At 54.5% G+C, this 18,865-nt stretch carries 16 protein-coding genes, 2 tRNA genes and 1 rRNA gene; 11 read left to right on the forward strand and 8 right to left on the reverse strand.

Going from position 1 to position 18,865, the window contains the following annotated elements; genetic code table 11:
* The first annotated feature begins 26 nt into the window (after nt 1–26).
* The 3 genes from rrf (at nt 27) to dkgB (ending at nt 1,239) form a co-directional block, all read left to right on the forward strand.
* A 5S ribosomal RNA gene (gene rrf / locus A6013_RS22815) occupies nt 27–142 on the forward strand.
* Nucleotides 143–198: 56 nt separating this feature from the next.
* Nucleotides 199–275 (forward strand) — tRNA-Asp (locus A6013_RS22820).
* Nucleotides 276–435: 160 nt separating this feature from the next.
* The gene (gene dkgB / locus A6013_RS22825; protein WP_028015602.1) at nt 436–1,239 is read left to right on the forward strand and encodes a 2,5-didehydrogluconate reductase DkgB; all 804 of its coding nucleotides are present in this window, start codon (nt 436–438) and stop codon (nt 1,237–1,239) included.
* A 28-nt stretch (nt 1,240–1,267) separates the two neighbouring features.
* On the opposite strand, the gene yafC is transcribed toward dkgB, so the two are convergent.
* On the reverse strand, nt 1,268–2,173 hold the full coding sequence (yafC, locus tag A6013_RS22830) for a DNA-binding transcriptional regulator YafC (RefSeq protein WP_069733815.1): 906 nt from the start codon (nt 2,171–2,173) through the stop codon (nt 1,268–1,270).
* Nucleotides 2,174–2,277: 104 nt separating this feature from the next.
* Here yafC and A6013_RS22835 point away from each other — a divergent pair, with 104 nt between their 5' ends.
* From A6013_RS22835 to A6013_RS22845, 3 genes are all read left to right on the forward strand, one after another.
* Nucleotides 2,278–3,453: an MFS transporter gene (locus A6013_RS22835; protein WP_069733816.1), complete on the forward strand. Its 1,176-nt coding sequence runs from the start codon at nt 2,278–2,280 to the stop codon at nt 3,451–3,453.
* 136 nt (nt 3,454–3,589) lie between these two features.
* On the forward strand, nt 3,590–4,390 hold the full coding sequence (locus A6013_RS22840; protein WP_028015605.1) for an endonuclease/exonuclease/phosphatase family protein: 801 nt from the start codon (nt 3,590–3,592) through the stop codon (nt 4,388–4,390).
* A 75-nt stretch (nt 4,391–4,465) separates the two neighbouring features.
* Complete coding sequence (locus tag A6013_RS22845) at nt 4,466–5,239, forward strand: class I SAM-dependent methyltransferase (RefSeq protein WP_069733817.1); 774 nt, start codon at nt 4,466–4,468, stop codon at nt 5,237–5,239.
* Between the two features lie 52 nt (nt 5,240–5,291).
* On the opposite strand, the gene mltD is transcribed toward A6013_RS22845, so the two are convergent.
* Nucleotides 5,292–6,656: a murein transglycosylase D gene (gene mltD, locus A6013_RS22850; protein ID WP_028015607.1), complete on the reverse strand. Its 1,365-nt coding sequence runs from the start codon at nt 6,654–6,656 to the stop codon at nt 5,292–5,294.
* 68 nt (nt 6,657–6,724) lie between these two features.
* Nucleotides 6,725–7,483, reverse strand: coding sequence for a hydroxyacylglutathione hydrolase (gene gloB, locus A6013_RS22855; protein ID WP_069733818.1), 759 nt, complete (start codon nt 7,481–7,483; stop codon nt 6,725–6,727).
* 32 nt (nt 7,484–7,515) lie between these two features.
* Between gloB and A6013_RS22860 the strand changes: the two genes are divergently transcribed.
* Complete coding sequence (locus tag A6013_RS22860; protein WP_069733819.1) at nt 7,516–8,232, forward strand: class I SAM-dependent methyltransferase; 717 nt, start codon at nt 7,516–7,518, stop codon at nt 8,230–8,232.
* Here A6013_RS22860 and rnhA read toward each other — a convergent pair whose 3' ends face one another.
* A complete protein-coding gene (rnhA, locus tag A6013_RS22865; protein ID WP_028015610.1) occupies nt 8,233–8,700 on the reverse strand; it encodes a ribonuclease HI in 468 nt (155 codons plus the stop codon).
* A gap of 64 nt (nt 8,701–8,764) precedes the next feature.
* Here rnhA and dnaQ point away from each other — a divergent pair, with 64 nt between their 5' ends.
* The gene (gene dnaQ / locus A6013_RS22870; RefSeq protein ID WP_029739690.1) at nt 8,765–9,496 is read left to right on the forward strand and encodes a DNA polymerase III subunit epsilon; all 732 of its coding nucleotides are present in this window, start codon (nt 8,765–8,767) and stop codon (nt 9,494–9,496) included.
* 132 nt (nt 9,497–9,628) lie between these two features.
* A tRNA-Asp gene (locus tag A6013_RS22875) sits at nt 9,629–9,705 on the forward strand.
* Nucleotides 9,706–9,742: 37 nt separating this feature from the next.
* On the opposite strand, the gene A6013_RS22880 is transcribed toward A6013_RS22875, so the two are convergent.
* On the reverse strand, nt 9,743–10,675 hold the full coding sequence (locus A6013_RS22880) for a DMT family transporter (protein ID WP_041911172.1): 933 nt from the start codon (nt 10,673–10,675) through the stop codon (nt 9,743–9,745).
* Nucleotides 10,676–10,776: 101 nt separating this feature from the next.
* On the opposite strand from A6013_RS22880, the gene A6013_RS22885 reads away from it, so the two are divergent.
* Nucleotides 10,777–11,691, forward strand: coding sequence for a LysR family transcriptional regulator (locus A6013_RS22885; RefSeq protein ID WP_041911171.1), 915 nt, complete (start codon nt 10,777–10,779; stop codon nt 11,689–11,691).
* Between the two features lie 144 nt (nt 11,692–11,835).
* On the forward strand, nt 11,836–13,782 hold the full coding sequence (locus tag A6013_RS22890) for a TonB-dependent copper receptor (RefSeq protein WP_083264083.1): 1,947 nt from the start codon (nt 11,836–11,838) through the stop codon (nt 13,780–13,782).
* A gap of 78 nt (nt 13,783–13,860) precedes the next feature.
* Here the strand turns inward: A6013_RS22890 and A6013_RS22895 are convergent, their stop codons facing one another.
* From A6013_RS22895 to A6013_RS22905, 3 genes are all read right to left on the reverse strand, one after another.
* A complete protein-coding gene (locus tag A6013_RS22895) occupies nt 13,861–14,547 on the reverse strand; it encodes a response regulator transcription factor (RefSeq protein WP_041911170.1) in 687 nt (228 codons plus the stop codon).
* A gap of 84 nt (nt 14,548–14,631) precedes the next feature.
* Complete coding sequence (locus A6013_RS22900) at nt 14,632–17,964, reverse strand: ATP-binding protein (RefSeq protein WP_069733821.1); 3,333 nt, start codon at nt 17,962–17,964, stop codon at nt 14,632–14,634.
* Between the two features lie 2 nt (nt 17,965–17,966).
* Complete coding sequence (locus A6013_RS22905; RefSeq protein WP_028015617.1) at nt 17,967–18,563, reverse strand: response regulator transcription factor; 597 nt, start codon at nt 18,561–18,563, stop codon at nt 17,967–17,969.
* Nucleotides 18,564–18,865 lie beyond the last annotated feature (302 nt).

Below are 18,865 nucleotides of genomic sequence, written 5' to 3' on the forward strand. Positions count from 1 at the left end.
AGCCTGATACAGATTAACAGAATTTGCCTGGCGGCTTTAGCGCGGTGGTCCCACCTGACCCCATGCCGAACTCAGAAGTGAAACGCCGTAGCGCCGATGGTAGTGTGGGGTCTCCCCATGTGAGAGTAGGGAACTGCCAGGCATCAAATTAAGTAGTAAGCCGGTGCATTAATCCGGTGGTTACAAGCAGTCTTCGGTGGAGCGGTAGTTCAGTCGGTTAGAATACCTGCCTGTCACGCAGGGGGTCGCGGGTTCGAGTCCCGTCCGTTCCGCCACTTATTAAAAGCCCTGAGTTAACGCTCAGGGCTTTTTTCATATCTGACGATTAATTATTGCGAAATTAGCAAAAATCCTCTGCGTTTTACGATCTTTTTCTCTATAACACCGCCAGCGATAATCGTCCTCAGTTAACGAACATAACGATTGAGGAATATTATGACTCTCCCTGCATTTGGTCTGGGCACTTTCCGCCTGAAAGACGACGTAGTTATCGCATCAGTTAAAACCGCTCTTGAACTTGGCTATCGCGCAATTGATACGGCACAGATCTATGAAAACGAAGCTGCCGTTGGACAGGCTCTTGAAGAGAGCGGTGTACCGCGTAATGAACTGTTCATCACCACCAAAATCTGGATCGAAAACCTCAGCAAAGACAAGCTCATTCCAAGCCTGAAAGAGAGCCTGAAGAAACTGCGTACCGACTATGTCGATCTGACGCTGATCCACTGGCCGTCACCTAACGATGCCGTTTCTGTGGAAGAGTTCATGCAGGCGCTGTTGGAAGCGAAAAAGCAGGGCCTGACCCGTGAAATTGGTATTTCCAACTTCACCATCCCGCTGATGGAAAAAGCCATTGCCGCAGTTGGCGCAGAGAATATTGCGACAAACCAGATCGAGCTGTCTCCATACCTGCAAAACCGCAAAGTCGTGGACTGGGCAAAACAGCACGGGATCCACATCACCTCTTACATGACGCTGGCCTACGGTAAGGCTCTGAAAGACGAGGTAATTATCCGTATCGCAGAGAAACATAACGCGACTGCTGCGCAGGTTATTCTGGCATGGGCAATGGGTGAAGGCTATGCCGTGATCCCATCATCAACCAAGCGCGAAAACCTGGCCAGCAACCTGCTAGCGCTGGATCTTCATCTGGATGACGATGATAAAAAAGCGATCGCAGCACTGGAGTGCAACGACCGCCTGGTGAGCCCGGAAGGTTTAGCCCCTGACTGGGATTAATAAGACCCTCCCTCTGTAACCCGAACCCTCACACAGCTCCTCCGGGAGCTGTTTTTATATGCTCGCTCAGGAAGTCGATAAAGGCGCGTATGCGCGTGCTTACCGCTCTGTCGCTGTAATAAACCGCGCTGAAAGGCATCTCTACCGGCAAACGTTTATCGGCCATTAGCTCTACCAGTTCACCCCGCGCTATCTCTTTATCAATCATATAGTCTGACAAGCAGGCGATCCCATTCCCTTCCAGGCAAAGCTGCTTCAGCGTTTCTCCGCTGTTAGACGATAATCCGCAGGTTATTTCATGAAGCTGGCCATCATGACAGGCAACAGGCCAGGTGTTCAGCGACACCGGCTCCGTAAAGCCCAGGCACAGATGCTGCTTCAGTTCTTCAACCGTCTCCGGTTTACCATGTTCAGCAATATACTGTGGCGACGCGATAATTTTACGGTAGCTGGCAAACAGCGGGCGGGCCCGCAGGCTGGAATCCGTCAGGGTTCCCGCCCGAATAGCCACATCCACTTTCCGCTCGATGAGGTTAATAAACGTCTCGGACGAGACCAGAGAGAGCGTCATCTCCGGATAGCATTCACGGAAAGGTTTGATTAACGGCATCAGAAAATGAAGCACAACCGGCGTGGCAGCATCAATGCGCAGCAACCCGCGCGGCGTGCTGCGGGTTTCCATAATCTCCGTCTCCGCTGCGGCCATCTCCTGCAGCACCGACTGCACGCGGCGGAAATAACGTTCCCCTTCTTCCGTCAGACTGAGCTGCCGCGTCGTTCGGTTGAGCAGACTCACCCCAAGCTTCATCTCCAGCTTTTTCACCGAACGGCTAATGGCCGAGTTAGCCTGTCCCAGCTGCTCGGCTGCGCGGCTAAAGCTGCCGCTTTCGACGACGGCGACAAAGATTGTCAGCTCTTCAGACGTTGCTTTCATTGTTGCACCACCTGCAAAATTCTATTGATATTTTGACCATTTTTGTTATTTAAGCACTGGCGCATACTGCCTGTCATCTTAATCCTGATGATACGGAGTATTTTATGCCACTGGCGCTACTTGCCCTGACGATCAGTGCCTTTGCAATTGGCACGACCGAATTTGTTATCGTGGGACTGGTTCCCACCATCGCTAACCAGCTTGCCATCTCGCTGCCCTCAGCCGGGTTGCTGGTGTCCATCTACGCCCTGGGCGTTGCCGTCGGCGCGCCGGTGCTGACGGCTCTGACCGGACGCTTTCCGCGTAAACAGCTGTTAGTCGCGCTGATGGTGCTGTTTACCGCCGGGAACATTCTGGCCTGGCAGGCACTGGACTACACCACGCTGGTGATTGCCCGCCTGTTGACCGGTCTGGCACACGGCGTGTTCTTCTCGATTGGTTCCACCATTGCAACCAGCCTGGTCCCCAAAGAGAAAGCGGCTTCAGCGATCGCGATCATGTTCGGTGGGTTGACCGTCGCACTGGTCACAGGCGTACCGTTGGGAACGTTTATCGGACAGCATTTCGGCTGGCGTGAAACGTTTCTGGCCGTCTCCTTACTGGGCGTTATCGCTCTGGTGACTAGCCTGCTGCTGGTACCGTCGAATATCCCGGGCCGGGCGAGCGCCAGCCTGCGCGATCAGCTGAAAGTGCTTACCCATCCGCGTTTGCTTATCATCTATGCGGTTACGGCTCTGGGCTATGGCGGCGTATTCACTGCCTTCACCTTCCTGGCACCGATGATGCAGGACCTGGCGGGCTTCTCCCCGAATGCCGTGAGCTGGATTTTGCTGGGATACGGTATTTCTGTGGCCATTGGCAATATCTGGGGCGGTAAGCTTGCGGATAAGCATGGTGCGGTACCGGCGCTGAAATTTATCTTCGCCGCCCTGGTGGTTCTGCTGATGATTTTCCAGTTCACGGCTTCAATGCAATACGCCGCGCTGGTCACGGTACTTGTGATGGGGATCTTCGCCTTCGGTAATGTGCCAGGGCTTCAGGTTTACGTTGTCCAGAAAGCCGAGCTCTATACGCCGAATGCGGTGGATGTGGCATCCGGTCTGAATATTGCCGCTTTTAATATTGGTATCGCGCTGGGCTCCATTATTGGCGGACAAACCGTCGAACACTTCGGATTAACCCAGACCCCATGGATTGGCGCGGTGATTGTCCTGGTCGCCTTCCTGCTGATTGGCCTGAGTGGACGCCTCGATAAGCCAGCCCGAGTAGCGCTGGGATAACATCAGTAAGTGCTTGCTTACAAAACTGGAAAGCGGTTTCTCAGAAATTGCGTTGAAAGTGTGACCTAAAGTCCCTATAACATTAGAACCAGTCCGTTTTCAGGGCTGGTTCATGTTACAGGGGCTGTTTCCAAAAGTGCGAAAAAATACCTATGCCATGCGTTATGTTGCCGGAATGCCCGCGGAGAGGATCTTACCTCCGGGGTCGTTTGCGAGCATAAGCCAGGCATTACCCGCCGGCACACCGTTAAGCAGCGATGATAAAATCCGGGTTCTGGTCTGGAATATCTTCAAGCAGCAGCGCGCGGAGTGGTTATCGGTACTCAAAAATTTTGGAAAAGATGCCCACCTGGTTCTGCTCCAGGAGGCGCAAACTACCCCTGAACTGGTACGGTTTGCCACCACGAATTACCTTGCCGCCGACCAGGTGCCGGCATTTGTTCTGCCGCAGCATCCCTCTGGCGTAATGACGCTTTCTGCTGCCCATCCGGTCTACTGTTGCCCGCTCCGCGAGCGCGAACCTATCCTGCGTCTGGCGAAATCAGCGCTGGTGACGGTCTATCCGCTGCCGGATACCCGTATGCTGATGGTCGTCAATATCCACGCGGTAAACTTTAGCCTCGGCGTGGATGTGTATAGTAAGCAGTTACTTCCTATTGGCGATCAGATTGCGCATCACAGCGGGCCCATCATCATGGCCGGCGATTTTAATGCCTGGAGCCGTCCACGCATGAATGCGCTGTATCGCTTTGCGCGCGAAATGTCGCTGCGTGAAGTTCGCTTCAGTGATGACCAGCGTAAAAAAGCTTTTGGTCGTCCTCTCGACTTTGTCTTCTATCGCGGTTTGAGCGTGCACGACGCCTCTGTACTGGTGACGCGCGCTTCGGATCACAACCCTCTACTCGTTGAATTCAGTCCCGGCAAACCTGATAAATAATGGTGTGTCAGGTCTGCCGTGGGGCAGGCCGCGCGGGTGCTGCCCTTTTATTTTTAACCAACAAAGGACAGTACGATGACAACAACACACTCCCATCATGACAACGTAGAAAAACAGTTTGGTTCTCAGGCAAGTGCTTATCTGAGCAGCGCCGTGCATGCTTCAGGTCGCGATCTGGTGCGTCTCGGTGAACGTCTGGCGGCATTCCCGCAGGCGCACGTGCTGGACCTGGGATGTGGGGCAGGGCACGCCAGCTTTACGGCTGCGCAGCAGGTAGCCCACGTTACCGCATATGATTTATCGAGCCAGATGCTGGACGTCGTTGCTGAGGCGGCGAAAGCGAAGGGGCTGAAAAATATAGATACGCGGCAGGGCTATGCGGAGTCTTTACCGTTTGATGACGCGTCGTTTGATGTCGCGATCAGCCGGTATTCCGCACACCACTGGCATGATGTCGGCCAGGCATTGCGCGAAGTCAGACGTGTTCTGAAGCTGGGGGGCACCTTCATCATTATGGACGTGATGTCTCCCGGACATCCGGTGCGTAATATCTGGCTGCAGACGGTCGAAGCGCTGCGCGACACCTCGCACGTGCAAAATTACTCCAGTGGCGAGTGGCTTACGATGATCACCGAAGCTGGCTTGATTTCACGCTCATTGATAACCGATCGTTTGCCGCTGGAATACAGCTCGTGGATCGCGCGTATGCGCACCCCGGAAGCATTAAGCCAGGCAATTAGGCTTTACCAGGAGAGTGCGTCCGCAGAGGTGAAGGCGTACTTTGAACTGCAGGCGGATGGCTCATTTACGAGCGATACCATCATGGCTGAAGCGCAAAAAGCGGGATAAACAAAAAAGGCACCGAGGGGAATCGGTGCCTTTTTATCTTTCGATCGTGTTATCAGGAGTCTGGCGTGGCGCTGTTCTTCACAAACAGCGTCAGCTGGTCGCCCGGTTTCAGATTGTCAGTATCATTATTCCAGCGCATCACATCTTTGATGTTCACGCCGTGACGTTTTGCAATACTGGACAGTGAATCGCCTTTGCGCACGCGATAGGTGATGCTATCGCTGTTGCTGGCGAGACGCTGTGCGCTGCTACCTGCACCCACGGTCAAAGTCTGACCCACCTTCAGCCCAGAGCTGCGCAGATTATTCCACTGCTGCAGATCTTTCGCCGTCACGCCAAGACGTGAGGCAATGCCTGAAAGGGTATCCCCTGAACGCACCTTATAGCTGCGGCTGCTAACGGATGAAGCATCGGCGATCAGCGTTGACTGAACGGCGGCAATTTCACCCGATGCTAAAGACTCACGTAACTGCGCCGCATGTTTCTGCGGAACCATCACATACTGCGGGCCGCTTGCCCCCAGCGTCGAGCCTTTGACGCCTGCATTAAAGGTTTTCAATTTACTTACCGACATACCCGTCATATCAGCAACTTGTTGAATATCAACCGGATTGCTGAGGCGCACGCGCGCCAGTGCACGACTTTCGTCTGGTGTTGGCAGTTGTACACCGTAACGCTTGCTGTTCTTGAGAATATCGCTCAAGGCCAGCATCTTCGGTACGTAAATCTTCGTTTCCTGTGGCAGTGAGAGCGACCAAAAATCGGTGGATTTACCCCGTGCTTTATTCGCTTTCATTGCCTTCAGTACACGACCTTCGCCACTGTTATACGCTGCGACCGTTAACAGCCAGTCGCCGTCAAACATCTTGTTCAGACGTTGCATCATGTCGAGAGCGGCTGTCGTTGAAGCGACAACATCGCGACGCGCATCATAGTTGCGGGTCTGTTTCAGACCATAGTTTCGCCCGGTGCTCGGAATGATCTGCCAAATGCCTGCGGCATTGGCGCCAGACGTCGCGTGTGGGTCAAAAGCGCTCTCCACTATGGGTAGGAGTACCAGCTCCATAGGCATGTTACGTTTTTTAACTTGCCCGGCTATCCAGTACATATACGGCTCTGCCCGTAACGTTACATCGTGGAGATAGCTCTTATTTCTTAAATACTTCTGTTTCTGTTCGCGAATCCGGCTGTTTTCCGGAATTCCCATCTTTAGCTCGTCGCCAATAGAGGTCCACAAGTCTTGCTCCTGCGCGAAAGATGTCCCATCGTCCATCCAGCGCGCCGAACTTGTAAACTTCCCTGCTTCCCCTTGACCAGCTGCAGAAAGGCTCTGTGCGTGCTGTTGTACGTTGCTGCCGTTCTGCGACTGGCAACCTACAAGCAGGACAGAGGCGAGTAATATCGCTTTTGCCTTCATGTGTGTGTCAATAGTTGCTTAAAAGACGAGCGATGATAACGGCGAAATTTTGAAAAGGCAACCCGCATTTATCTGAAGTTATCTTTCTTTGACCTTAACCATGCAAATCGCTGTTCTGGTTGTTGCAAATTTGTTTCTTGGTTAATTTTATTAATTAAATCAATATCATCTGTTCGTAAAAATAAATTAATCTGGCGCTCATTTTTCAGAATTACGGGCAGTGTATTTTGGTTTTTTGCACGTAACTCCTTCACTTTGTGATAATAATCCTGAATCGCCCGAACCTCAGGTAAGAGGCTTGCAGCAAACTTCATATTTCCTAATGTATACTCATGGGCGCAACAAATAAGGGTATCATCCGGTAACGCACTAATCTTTTGTAAAGACTGATACATCTGTTCCGGTGTACCTTCAAACAGTCTTCCGCAGCCGCCCGAGAACAAGGTGTCGCCACAAAAAAGATAAGGTTTGCTGTAGAAACACAGATGTCCCAAAGTGTGACCCGGTGTAGCAAATACGGAAAACTCCCACTCGTGGATGAGGATATTTTCGCCTTCTTCGACTACTTGCGTCGTTCCCTTATTTTGTGTCTCAGCCGGTCCGTACACCACAAGATGCGGAAATTGGGCGCGCAGTTCCTGCACGCCGCCAGTATGATCGTTATGATGATGCGTCAACAGAATGGCGTCAGGCTGCCAGCCGTTATCATTTATGGCGCGCAGTACAGGGGCGGATTCGCCGGGATCGACAATGACGCATCGACGCTCGTCATCGACCAAAACCCAGATGTAATTGTCCTCAAAAGCGGGAATACTGATAAGATTCATACATTACCTCTTATAGCGTGGCGGGTGTTTTGATGAAACCGGCAAGGATACCTCAGACTGTCGCAGCACCGGAACGTTGGGCGGAATTGCCCTGGGGTGAATACTATCGCGAGGCACTGGAGCAGCAGCTGAAGCCCTGGCTCGCGAAAATGTATGGCTTTCACCTGCTTAAGATTGGCAATCTCAGCGCGGAAATCAATACCGAAAGCTGCGCTATCTCACATCAGGTTAACGTCTCTCTCGGCGGATCGCCGGTTCAGGTGAAGGCAGACCCGTTGCATCTGCCATTTGCAGAGAAATCCGTTGATGCATGCCTTCTTGCACACGCGTTGCCCTGGTGCAGCGATCCTCACCGTATGCTGCGTGAAGCCGATCGCGTTCTGATTGATGACGGCTGGCTGATCCTCAGCGGATTCAATCCGCTGAGCCTGATGGGGCTGCGCAAGCTGGTACCCGTGCTGCGCCGAACGCCACCCTATAACAGCCGAATGTTCAGCATGATGCGCCAGCTCGACTGGCTTTCACTGCTGAACTTTGAAGTGCTCTGCTACGGCGGTTTTCAGGTACTGCCGTGGGCGCGGAAGGGGGGAGTGTTGTTAAGCACGCATTTGCCCGCCTTAGGCTGCATGCAGTTTATCGTCGCGCGTAAGCGAACCATCCCCCTTACGCTTAACCCGATGAAGCAGAGCAAATCGAAAACGCCTATCCGGCAGACCGTTGGCGCAACGCGGCAGTACAGAAAGCCCTGATCAGGATTCAGGCTGGTAGCCTGCATCTTCATGGGCCGGGTTTAAAGCCGCCGCGCGCGCCAGTTCGTCGCAGCGTTCGTTCTCAGGGTGACCAGCATGCCCTTTTACCCATTCCCATTTTATTTGGTGCTGACCTAATGCCGCATCCAGCCGCTTCCAGAGATCGACATTTTTAACCGGCTTTTTATCCGCAGTTTTCCAGCCGCGTTTTTTCCAGTTGTGGATCCACTGGGTGATACCCTGGCGCACGTACTGGCTGTCGGTACTGAGCACCACGTCGCAGTGTTCTTTTAAGGCTTCCAGCGCCACAATGGCCGCCATCAACTCCATACGGTTGTTGGTGGTCAGGAAATAGCCTTCGCTAAAAGTTTTTTCATGCTGGCGATAGCGCATAATCGCGCCGTAGCCGCCGGGCCCTGGGTTGCCGAGACAAGATCCATCGGTGAAAATTTCTACCTGTTTACGCATCTCTGGTAGACTTCCTGTATTTGAAACGTTCAGTTAAACGATAAGTCTGACATAAATGACCGCTATGAGCACTGCAATTACTCGCCAGATTGTCCTCGATACCGAAACCACCGGTATGAACCAGATCGGCGCGCACTACGAAGGGCATAAGATCATTGAGATCGGTGCCGTTGAAGTGGTGAACCGTCGTCTCACGGGGAACAACTTCCACGTGTATCTCAAACCCGATCGGCTGGTGGATCCAGAGGCGTTCGGCGTTCACGGTATTGCCGATGAGTTCTTGCTGGATAAACCGACGTTTGCGGATGTGGCTGACGAGTTTCTGGAATACATCAAGGGCGCTGAGCTTGTCATCCATAACGCCTCGTTCGATATCGGCTTTATGGATTATGAATTCAGCAAGCTTAATCGTGATATCCCGAAGACGAACACCTTCTGTAAGGTAACAGACAGTCTGGCGCTGGCAAGGAAGATGTTCCCGGGCAAGCGTAACAGCCTGGATGCGCTTTGTTCGCGCTACGAGATAGACAATACCAAGCGAACGCTCCACGGGGCGTTGCTCGATGCCCAGATCCTCGCCGATGTCTATCTGACGATGACCGGTGGGCAGACGTCAATGAAGTTCAGCATGGAAAATGAGTCACAGCAGACGCAGGGCGAAGCGGGCATTCAGCGCGTTGTCCGTCAGGCAAGCCGTTTGCGGGTGGTGTTAGCCAGTGATGAAGAGCTACTTAACCATGAATCCCGTCTCGACCTGGTGCAGAAGAAGGGCGGAAGCTGTATGTGGCGCGCCTGAAAAAACGCCACAATGCCTGTAAAATCATCGGTTGGGTGAATTTTGCAGCAAACGATTCAAAACGTGAGAAAAAGCGTTGACGAGATCGGAGGCACACCGTAATATGCGCCTCGTTCCCCAAGCGGGAACAGTGGAGCGGTAGTTCAGTCGGTTAGAATACCTGCCTGTCACGCAGGGGGTCGCGGGTTCGAGTCCCGTCCGTTCCGCCACTATTCAGGCCCACGTTATTTATAACGTGGGCCTTTTTCATATCTGTACTTTTTCGTCTGCGCGTTCGATCTTTGCGACTTTCCTTTGCGAGGCGCGAGAGCAGAGGGCAATGCCAAACAGAATCAGTACCGTGCTGACCAGATGATACGAATGCAACGTAACGTGCAGGAACATCACGCTGAACAGACCGCCGCTCAGCGGAATAAGGTGGGAATAAATCTCCCCGCGGGTTGCACCGATAGCCGCAATGCCTTTATTCCACAGCAGGTAAGAGAGCCAGGAAGGAAAGACCACCAGGTACATCAGCCCGCTTAAAAAGCCCGGTGCGGTATAGGCCGTCCAGTCAGGTAAGCCGGTCTTTATCAACGATATCGCCAGTACCGGTAACAACACCAGGGCACCGAGGACCGCGCTCACGGCCACAAAGGCATTCCCACCGACGCTTTTCGGCTTCATCCGCAAGAAAGCACAATAAACGGCCCAGCTGGCGGCAGAGCCCATGGTCCAGATATCGCCGCGATTCAGATTTTTAAGCGTATCCAGATGCAGCAGATCGCCCTGCATGACCAGCCAGACGACGCCCAATGAACTGAGAACAACGCCAGCAATATTCTGTACTGATATTTTCTCTTTAAAGACCAGCTTATTTATCAATAAAACCAGGGCGGGCGTTGTAGATAAATAAATAGCTGCATTAAGAGATGAAGTATATTGCAGACCGATATACAGCGTGAGTGGGAACATAACCTGTCCGCACAGCGCAAGAAATATGATCGTACCTTTCGCCTTTTTCATCATCGGCCACTGGGCGCGAATCTGTCTGATATAAAGCATCGATAAAAGAAGAGCCGTAATTATCCAGCGTGCGGCGGATAATATAATCGGGTCTGCATGCGCCACCAGTAAATGACCGACGACATAATTACCCCCCCAAAAACAGGCCGCGAGACTGAGTAAAAAATAGGGCATAGAGGCTCCTGATAATAAACATTTTGTCTGCCTTTAGAGTACTGCCGGTGCAGAATTAAATGCTAATATAATATTTTCATCTCACGGTATTGGCTGAAACTATGAAGTTTACTCTCAGGCAACTTGAGTTCTACATTGCGTTAGCGGAAACATTACAAATTTCCAAAGCGGCCAGCCGTTGTCATATATCGCAATCTTCCATGACGGTCTCTATGCGCAACCTGGAGGAGGCGGTGAATGCCCCTCTCTTTATCCGTCATGCAAAAGGGATCCAGTTAACTCCCGTCGGCGAGCGATTTCTCAATCATGCCCGCAAGATCCTCCACGATAGCCGCGCGGCGGTGGAGGATCTCCATCAGCAGCCTGAGGCGATTAACGGCGTCGTGCGCATCGGCATTGCCGAAACCCTTTCCGCTTATCTGCTGCCCAATCTCTGGGGCGATATCGCGCAGCGTTTTCCGCTGCTGGAGACGGCATTTCATGAGGCGCCCGCATCGCAGCTGCTTCAGGCCTTGCGTCAGGGAGATCTCGATTTTTGTCTTTTGCTAACCTCCAATATCAGCCACGATAGTACGCTTGAGGTCGAAACGTGGATCCGTTCGCCGCGCCGGTTATGGACCGCCATCGGCCATCCTCTTCTCAGCGTGCCGGAGCTACGGTTAAAGGATGTGGAAAAGGCGCCATTTCTGTTGCTGGTGACGGACGACTATCCCGATGTGATATCCGACTACTGGCAAAGCAGGGGCTGTCATCCTGACATACATTTTCGCACCAACTCCTTTGAGGCGATTCGAAGTCTGGTCGCGCAGGGAAAGGGGGTGACGATTTTATCCGATCTGGTCTATCGCCCGTGGGCGCTCGGCGGTCAGCGCGTGATCCGGCGCACCATTGACGACTGCATTACCTATATGGATGTGGGCATCGTCAAAAACGTCGGGCAGCCGCTTTCGCCGGCCTGTTTGCGGTTGATGGATTTTTTACGACAGCAAACGGCACGCCTGGGCGAAGCGCGCTGAACTGCGTCCCTGAGATTTCCGTTATCCGCCAGATATTTCCTGATTTCCCTGAGGGCCTTCTTGCCCGCAGGTCGTGTATTCCGCTGCTGGGGATGAAGACAATAAGCGCCTTGCTTATTTTCTTTACCGAAACGGAATTGTGCTATGTCTGGTATCACCGCGAGCGATATTCGTTCCCTGCTCGCCTCCCGTCCACTCTTGTTGGTTCTCTGCTGTGCCACCGCTTGGCCGGCATACGCTGAAGAGTCGATGATCGTTGAGGGGTATTATCGCGATCCCGCGTCATTTATCGCTCCGGCTCATACTCCAGCACAACAATTGCCTGCCAGCGACGGTGCGGGCGCGCTAAAAAACATCCCGGGTTTTTCCGTACTGCGCAGCGGCGGGAGTAACGGCGATCCGGTGTTGCGCGGGATGTTCGGCTCCCGGCTGACGCTGCTTGCAGACGGCGTCAGCACTCAGGGGGGCTGCGGCTCGCGCATGGATACCCCAACGGCCTATATCACTCCGCAAAGTTACGACACGATAACCGTCATCAAAGGCCCACAAAGCGTGCTCTGGGGGCCGATGGGGTCCGCCGGAACATTGCTTTTTGAACGCCAGCCGGACTATTTCAGCGTACCTGAGCTAAAAGGCAGCGCTGAGCTGCTGCGGGGCGCTAACGGACGCGCGGATCAAAACCTTAATCTCGCGTTTGGCGACCCGCGTGGCTACGTCCGCCTGGATGGTAATCATTCGGAGGCGGATGACTACCGGGATGGTCATGGCAATCGCGTGCCGGGTCTGTGGCGCAGATGGAACAGCGGCGTCACGGTTGGGCTCACGCCTGATGAGGACACGCTGGCGGAGCTAAGCGTGGGAGCCAGCGACGGTAAAGCCCGCTATGCGGGTCGGATGATGGATGGTAGCCGTTTTGCCCGTAAAAGCGCGGCGCTAAAACTGGAGAAATATCACCTGAGCGAGCACGTCAGCAAACTTAGCTGGCAGCTCTATGCCAATGATACTGACCACATCATGGATAACTACAGCCTGCGTCAGCCCGTTGGACCGAAGCGTAAGTCTGAAGTTGGCGGCGTGGTGATGGGCAGCCGCCTTGCCGGCGTGTGGGAAGATGAAACCACCACGCTTACCGCCGGCGCGGACGTAATGCGTAAAAGTCACCGTAAAAAAAGCGCTGGATCGTGGCGTGACGATGCCCGTTTTACCCAGGCGGGTCTGTTTAGCGAATGGCGCCAGTCCATTACGGCGGACGATACGGTCATCGTGGGTGCGAGGCTGGATAGCATTCGCGCGGACGATCGGCGCAGCGCGCAAAATAGCTCCCGGCACGACCTCCTGCCCGGCGCATTCACGCGCTATGAGTATCGCGTACCTGACGCACCCGTCATGCTTTATAGCGGCATCGGTTATACCGAACGTTTTCCTGATTACTGGGAGCTATTTTCCGGCAAGGCTGGAGAACAAAGCTTTCGTCAGCTGAAAACAGAAAAGACCCTGCAATGGGATAGCGGCGTGCAATTACACGGCGACAAGGTTAGCGCCTGGGCATCGGCCTATGTCGGGCGAACTACCGATTACATTTTGTTTGATTATAGCCGCACGCCGTCGCAGGCCAGCAACATCAATGCCGCCGTAATGGGCGCGGAGACGGGCGCAAGCTGGAGCCTGACGCCCAACTGGGCACTAACGGGAAGCTTGAGCTACGCCTGGGGCGAGAATCGTAGTGATAAACAGCCGCTGCCGCAGATGCCGCCGCTCGAAGGGCGGCTGGCGCTGGACTATACCGGGCAACAGTGGCGCACCGGATTACTGTGGCGTGTGGTTGCGCCGCAGCATCGCGTGGCGCAAAACAAAGGTAACGTCACCGGCCAGGATCTCGGCCCGAGCGCGGGGTTTGGTGTGCTTTCGTGGAGCGCGGGCTACACATTTAACGACCATTTTGAGTCCCGCGTGGGTATTGAGAATCTGTTCAATAAATACTACAGCGAGCACCTCAACCTGGCGGGCGCCAGCCAGTTCGGATACGCCGCAAATCAGCAAATCCCTGAACCGGGGCGCGTCTGGTGGCTGGCGATGACATACCATTTCTGATCCTGAGCGTCATTGCTGAGAGCGACCGTTGAGGCGTACGTTTGCCTCTACCGCCTGTTTACAGGCGGTTTTTTTATTTCAGATAGCAATATCGAACATTTGCGTTTTCGCCAGCAGGCAATAGAGCTGACAGTCGCTGTTTACCCCCAGTTTTTCCATCGCGCGCAGTTTATGGGCGCTGACGGTTTTATTACTCAAATGCAGCTGTCTGGCGATCTCTGTCAAACTCATCCCTTTGCAGAGCATACGCAACACATCAATTTCACGGGGCGAGAGCTCTTGCTCCGTTTGTGCGCCGGTCTGGAACAGGGAATGCATCAGCTCGCGCTCAATATAAACTTCCCCATTGATCACTGACGTCAGCGTTCTACTCAGGGTTTTCTCACAGGTGTCCCGACTAATATAGGCTTTGGCGCCTGCCTCCAGCGACATGCGGATAAGCTGCGTGTTCTTGTAGGGTGAAAGCACAATGATTTTAAGCTGCGGATATTTACGGCTGAGCCATTTAATCAGCAATACGCCGTCCATTCCGTTGAGCGGGTTAACGGTTTGGCTGGTGGCAAGAGAAAAGCCAAGGAACAGAATGTCGACAGGCTGTTGGGATAGCAGTGAAAGCAGCTCAGATGGCGTTGCGGTATCGCCCTGAATGCAAAACTCCGGGCGGGGTGAGCCGTCGCTGAAAAGAGAGGGCATATTGGTGATCATGGATAAGACGCCACGACGGATAATGGTGTGCTCATCGGCAATAGCGATACGGACTTTCATGGTTTCTCCTTCGAAAATGTGGGCGACGGTAGGGATAACGCCGCCGGATGACCAGAAAGATACAGATCCTATGCAGAGCATTCTTTAGTACTTGTCAGATAATTCCTTCAGTGCGGTATCAAGTTGCTGCAGATTGGCTTCCATGCGCGCGCAGAAACGCGATGTCAGCGCAGGCAGGGCTTCAGCCGTTATGACCCCTGCCGCCAGCATCTCCGGCAACACTTCAATCGCCTGGCAGGTGCGGGTGGCGTTGCGCATGGCAAAGAGGCTCCAGGAGGCCTTCAGACGATGCGCGAGCTGGCTTAGCGTTTGCGGTGACGGGGTGTTTTCCCGTAGCTGTCGAATATCAAGGGTAATGGCTTCGCGCATTTGCTGGCGCATCAGGGTCATGATCTCCGGTTGACCGTTGGCCAGACGCCGGAGTTCGCTGAGGTCAGGCCCCTGATTGCGCAGGCTGTATTGCTGTGTCAGCGCCTGATGCAGGGCATTGAGGGAGAGCGGTTTTCGCAATAACGCGTCCATTCCGGCATGTTTTGCCCGATCGTCCTCACTCTGCAGCGCGCTGGCGGTGTAACCGAGAATCGCGGCCGGCGCGGTGATACTGCCGGCAATATCGCGCAGGAGTATTAACGATGTAAGTTGATAGCCGTCCATGAGGGCCATCTGGCAGTCGGTTATCAGGATATCCACCGGCTCGTTTTCCAGGCGCGCAAGCGCTTCGCCAGCGCTGGCGCAAGGAATAACCTCCTGACCCAGCTCCTGCAGCTGGAGCGCTAACACCGTCAGGTTTGCCGGAAAATCGTCAACGATCATGATGCGATGCGGTGGCAGCGGGGTTATTACAGGTGTCTCATCGGCTGTTGCCGCCGCGCTGGCGACATGAAGCGGTATGCTCACCGTCACCTGCGTACCGCTCCCCGCTTCGCTGGCTATCGTCAGCACGCCTCCCATCAGCTCGACTAACTGGTAACAGATCGCCAGCCCCAGCCCGCTGCTTTGCGGCGTGCTGCTGTCAGTCTGAAACCAAGGCTGGCCGAGGTGTGGAAGGGCATCGGCCGGGATACCGATGCCAGTGTCGCGAATCAACAGCTGCAAATGTTCACCGTTGAGCTCGGCGTGAAAAACAATTTCTCCCTGCGGCGTATATTTAATGGCGTTGCCCAACAGATTGGCGATGACCTGATTCAGCCGTGCTTTATCGAACAGGAACCAGCCATCGTGCGGCACGTTCAACTCGCTGCGCCAGTGGAGACCTTTAGCGTTGGCGCTGCTGGCAAAAATCTCCGCGCTGGCGTTAAGCGTCTGCCACAGGGGCCAGGCCTGTGGCTCCAGCCTTAACTCGCCTGCTTCAATGCGCGACAAATCCAGTACGCCGCCAATCACGTCGCGCAATGACCCGGCTGCCTGCCAGGCGATGTTGAGGGACTCGCTTTTGTCGCGCTCCATCTCAAGCAGGCCCAGCATGGCGTTGAGCGGGGTACGAATGTCATGGCTCATGCGGGCGAGGAAGTTCGATTTTTCAGTGCTGGCCTGCTCCGCCTGCGCCAGCGCCTGATTGAGCGCAGCGGTCAGCGCGGCTTTTTCAGTGATATCGATCCAGCCTCCGACCACGCCCTGAGGCCGCCCCCGCGTATCGGTATAGCGGCAAAGCCACCAGTAAAGGGTGGAATTGTTCTGAGTGGTTTCACCCGTTAACGGCGACGCGGCATGGAGCAGCGAGAGGCGATGCGGCAACGTAAACTGTTGGGCAAGCTCGCCCAAAGGCAGGCTGGAAAAGGGGGCGCCCTCTTCGGGCAGTGCCGTGAGTAACGGTGAGTGAATAAAGGAGTCGTTATAGCGCGTCAGCCGCCCGGTAGGATCGCAGACAAACAGCGGCACCGGGACATTGTTCATCAGAGTTTGCCAGAGTGAGAGCGCGTTGTGCAGCTCTGCCGTGTCCCGCTCGCGCTGGCGTCGCTGGCTCTGCGCGGCGCTAAAGGTCAGCAGGGCGACGAATGCTGCGCAAATCGCCACCACGGCGAGCATGACCAGCCATAGCGATTGCACCGGGGCGGTGGGTGTCGTCTGTACGGCCTGCGACAGGTTAAGGCTCGCGTAGATATCAGCCTGCGTTACGGACGCCATGACCGCATTCACCCTTTTGGCATCCGCCGGGTCAGAAATATTTGGTACAAACCATAGCGGCACTTCCGGCAGCGCCAGCGGCGTCAGCGACAGATTGCTGGCGTTATGCTGGCGCAGCAGGTGATGGAGTATAAACGCATCGCCCGCAAGCCCGTCCGCGCCTCCGGCTTTGAGCAATTCAAAACCCTGATCGAGCGAGTTAACCAGCACCAGGTTATCCGCAGGTAACGCCTGACGCAGTAACGTGACAAGCGGAGAGATGCGTATGACGGCAATCCGCTTATGCTGTAATGCGGACAAGGAGCCGGAAAGCGGGTTGCTGTCCTCACTGAGCAGGGCCCAGCTCAGTGAGTCAAACGTGATGGCACTCTTTGACGGTGGCGTCGCGCTGGCGACTATGCGCAACGTGTTCTCCGCATACTGAAGCGGGGGCGCATCAAGGTTGAAGGTCAGGCTATACAGGTTGGACGGAAACAGATTGAGCAGCAGATCGCGCCATACCCCCTGAATATGCCCGTCAGGCGTGAGCGTGACCATTGGCGGCGAAATAGCGGGAAGCAAAACGTGCAGCGTGATTTTGGGCGCATTTTCCTTCACGGGGGAATGGCGGGCGTCAAAGACGCTGCCGTCCGGCAAAAGCCACTTTTGTTCCAGCCATTCAGCGTCTTCCGGGTTAAGGGTGTGAATACGCTCGTTGAAGATTTCCAGCGTGTTTGCCTGCTCAGGCAGAGCCCAGGCACGAAAATGTAGCGGGGGAGTATCGTCCAGCGGCGTCAGGGTCAGCGTGGTGGCGGGGGAGTGGGTCAGCCAGTTACGTAAAACAAACTCCGGGGCGATGAATTCCCGCGCTTTCCCTGCTGCCAGCTGCCTGACGTTTTCTCCCGGTGAGGCTGAACCCGTCACAGAGCAGCGGGTCGCGACCTCTGACGGTAATTCCGGAAAGCACAGTGTACCGCCGCGTCCCTCTTTTATGCTCAGGGACGCCAGCGGGAAAGCGAACATTGGCTCGCTGGCGACCAGATCGGCTGCAGGACGCCGGGCGGCGATTAACACATCGATGTGCTTTCGCTTCAACGCATCCAGCGCCGTTGCCGGGTCGCTAAAACGCTGGACGTCCGGCAGCGTCGTATTGCTAAACAATATGCTGAGTTCATCATCCAGAATGCCCGGCGGCCGATCGATAGCGAGAAAAGGCGGCGCGGCGCTCAGCAGGCCCACGCGCAGCGTGCCAGCCGCCGCGTGCCCGCTTATCAGCATGAGGATAAATAATGTCGCCAGCCAGCCTCTGCGCATGCTCAGCTAACCAGCCCCAGACTTTGCGCGCACTGGAGCAGCTCGAAATCATTCCTGGCGTTGAGTTTGCTCATGGCACTCTTTTTTTGCGTACTGATGGTCTGCTTCGTCCGGTTAAGCTGGGCGCTGATCTCGTTCACGGTGAAACCGCGCACCAGCAGGCGCAGCACTTCTGTTTCCCGTTCGGTCAACTGTGCCTGAGGTTTCACCGGTTCGATTTGCCCCCGCAGGGTGCTGCGCAGCGTCTGCAGCAGATTGTTGGACAAACTGGCTTTGTTGAGAACGGCATGCACCCCGCTGCGCCGCAGCGAGTCCAGAAGCTCAGGATTGGTGATCATGGTGACCACCACAATCATGCTCTGCGGATAATGGCGAATCAGCGAGCGGATCATGGTTAGTCCGTCCGGGCTGCGCGTGCCGGGCATACTCAGGTCGGTGATGATGATATCGACAGGCTCGCTCGCCAGTTTATTCATGAGTTCATCAGCACTGAGCGCTTCGTGAACGACCCGATAAAGGTCCGGGCGCGTCTGCAGCAATGTGCGCAAGCCTAATAAATAGACAGGGTGGTCGTCGGCAATCAGAACTGTTTTTAGCATGACATCCGATCCGGCAAGGAAAAGACAGGTGTTCACCGCACATCTTAGCGAATGGCGCTTTAGCATCACTCTTACAGTGTAGAGCAGAGTGAGGTGAAAAAGAGTAGCTAAAAAGTGGTGGGCTGTATAGTTGCTGGGAGGCATCAGACGATCCTGATGGAAAACCGAAAGGTAAAGTAACGACGTTTTCACATTCTATGATAGAGATTTTTTCCGGAGCAGCTGAATGGTTTGTTATTTATCGCGAAATAGCGGCATGGAGGGCGATATTTCTCAGGTACGGAAAGGAATTCCTTATTGTT

Source organism: Enterobacter sp. IF2SW-B1 (assembly GCF_001743375.1).
Classification (GTDB): Bacteria; Pseudomonadota; Gammaproteobacteria; order Enterobacterales; family Enterobacteriaceae; genus Enterobacter; species Enterobacter bugandensis.

Excerpts from the sequence above, each read along its gene's own strand:
- dkgB (WP_028015602.1), top strand. The coding sequence starts at position 436 with ATGACTCTCCCTGCATTTGGTCTGGGCACTTTCCGCCTGAAAGACGAC.
- yafC (WP_069733815.1), bottom strand. The coding sequence starts at position 2,173 with ATGAAAGCAACGTCTGAAGAGCTGACAATCTTTGTCGCCGTCGTCGAA.
- A6013_RS22835 (WP_069733816.1), top strand. The coding sequence starts at position 2,278 with ATGCCACTGGCGCTACTTGCCCTGACGATCAGTGCCTTTGCAATTGGC.
- A6013_RS22845 (WP_069733817.1), top strand. The coding sequence starts at position 4,466 with ATGACAACAACACACTCCCATCATGACAACGTAGAAAAACAGTTTGGT.
- mltD (WP_028015607.1), bottom strand. The coding sequence starts at position 6,656 with ATGAAGGCAAAAGCGATATTACTCGCCTCTGTCCTGCTTGTAGGTTGC.
- gloB (WP_069733818.1), bottom strand. The coding sequence starts at position 7,483 with ATGAATCTTATCAGTATTCCCGCTTTTGAGGACAATTACATCTGGGTT.
- A6013_RS22860 (WP_069733819.1), top strand. The coding sequence starts at position 7,516 with ATGAAACCGGCAAGGATACCTCAGACTGTCGCAGCACCGGAACGTTGG.
- rnhA (WP_028015610.1), bottom strand. The coding sequence starts at position 8,700 with ATGCGTAAACAGGTAGAAATTTTCACCGATGGATCTTGTCTCGGCAAC.
- dnaQ (WP_029739690.1), top strand. The coding sequence starts at position 8,765 with ATGAGCACTGCAATTACTCGCCAGATTGTCCTCGATACCGAAACCACC.
- A6013_RS22880 (WP_041911172.1), bottom strand. The coding sequence starts at position 10,675 with ATGCCCTATTTTTTACTCAGTCTCGCGGCCTGTTTTTGGGGGGGTAAT.
- A6013_RS22885 (WP_041911171.1), top strand. The coding sequence starts at position 10,777 with ATGAAGTTTACTCTCAGGCAACTTGAGTTCTACATTGCGTTAGCGGAA.
- A6013_RS22890 (WP_083264083.1), top strand. The coding sequence starts at position 11,836 with ATGTCTGGTATCACCGCGAGCGATATTCGTTCCCTGCTCGCCTCCCGT.
- A6013_RS22895 (WP_041911170.1), bottom strand. The coding sequence starts at position 14,547 with ATGAAAGTCCGTATCGCTATTGCCGATGAGCACACCATTATCCGTCGT.
- A6013_RS22900 (WP_069733821.1), bottom strand. The coding sequence starts at position 17,964 with ATGCGCAGAGGCTGGCTGGCGACATTATTTATCCTCATGCTGATAAGC.
- A6013_RS22905 (WP_028015617.1), bottom strand. The coding sequence starts at position 18,563 with ATGCTAAAAACAGTTCTGATTGCCGACGACCACCCTGTCTATTTATTA.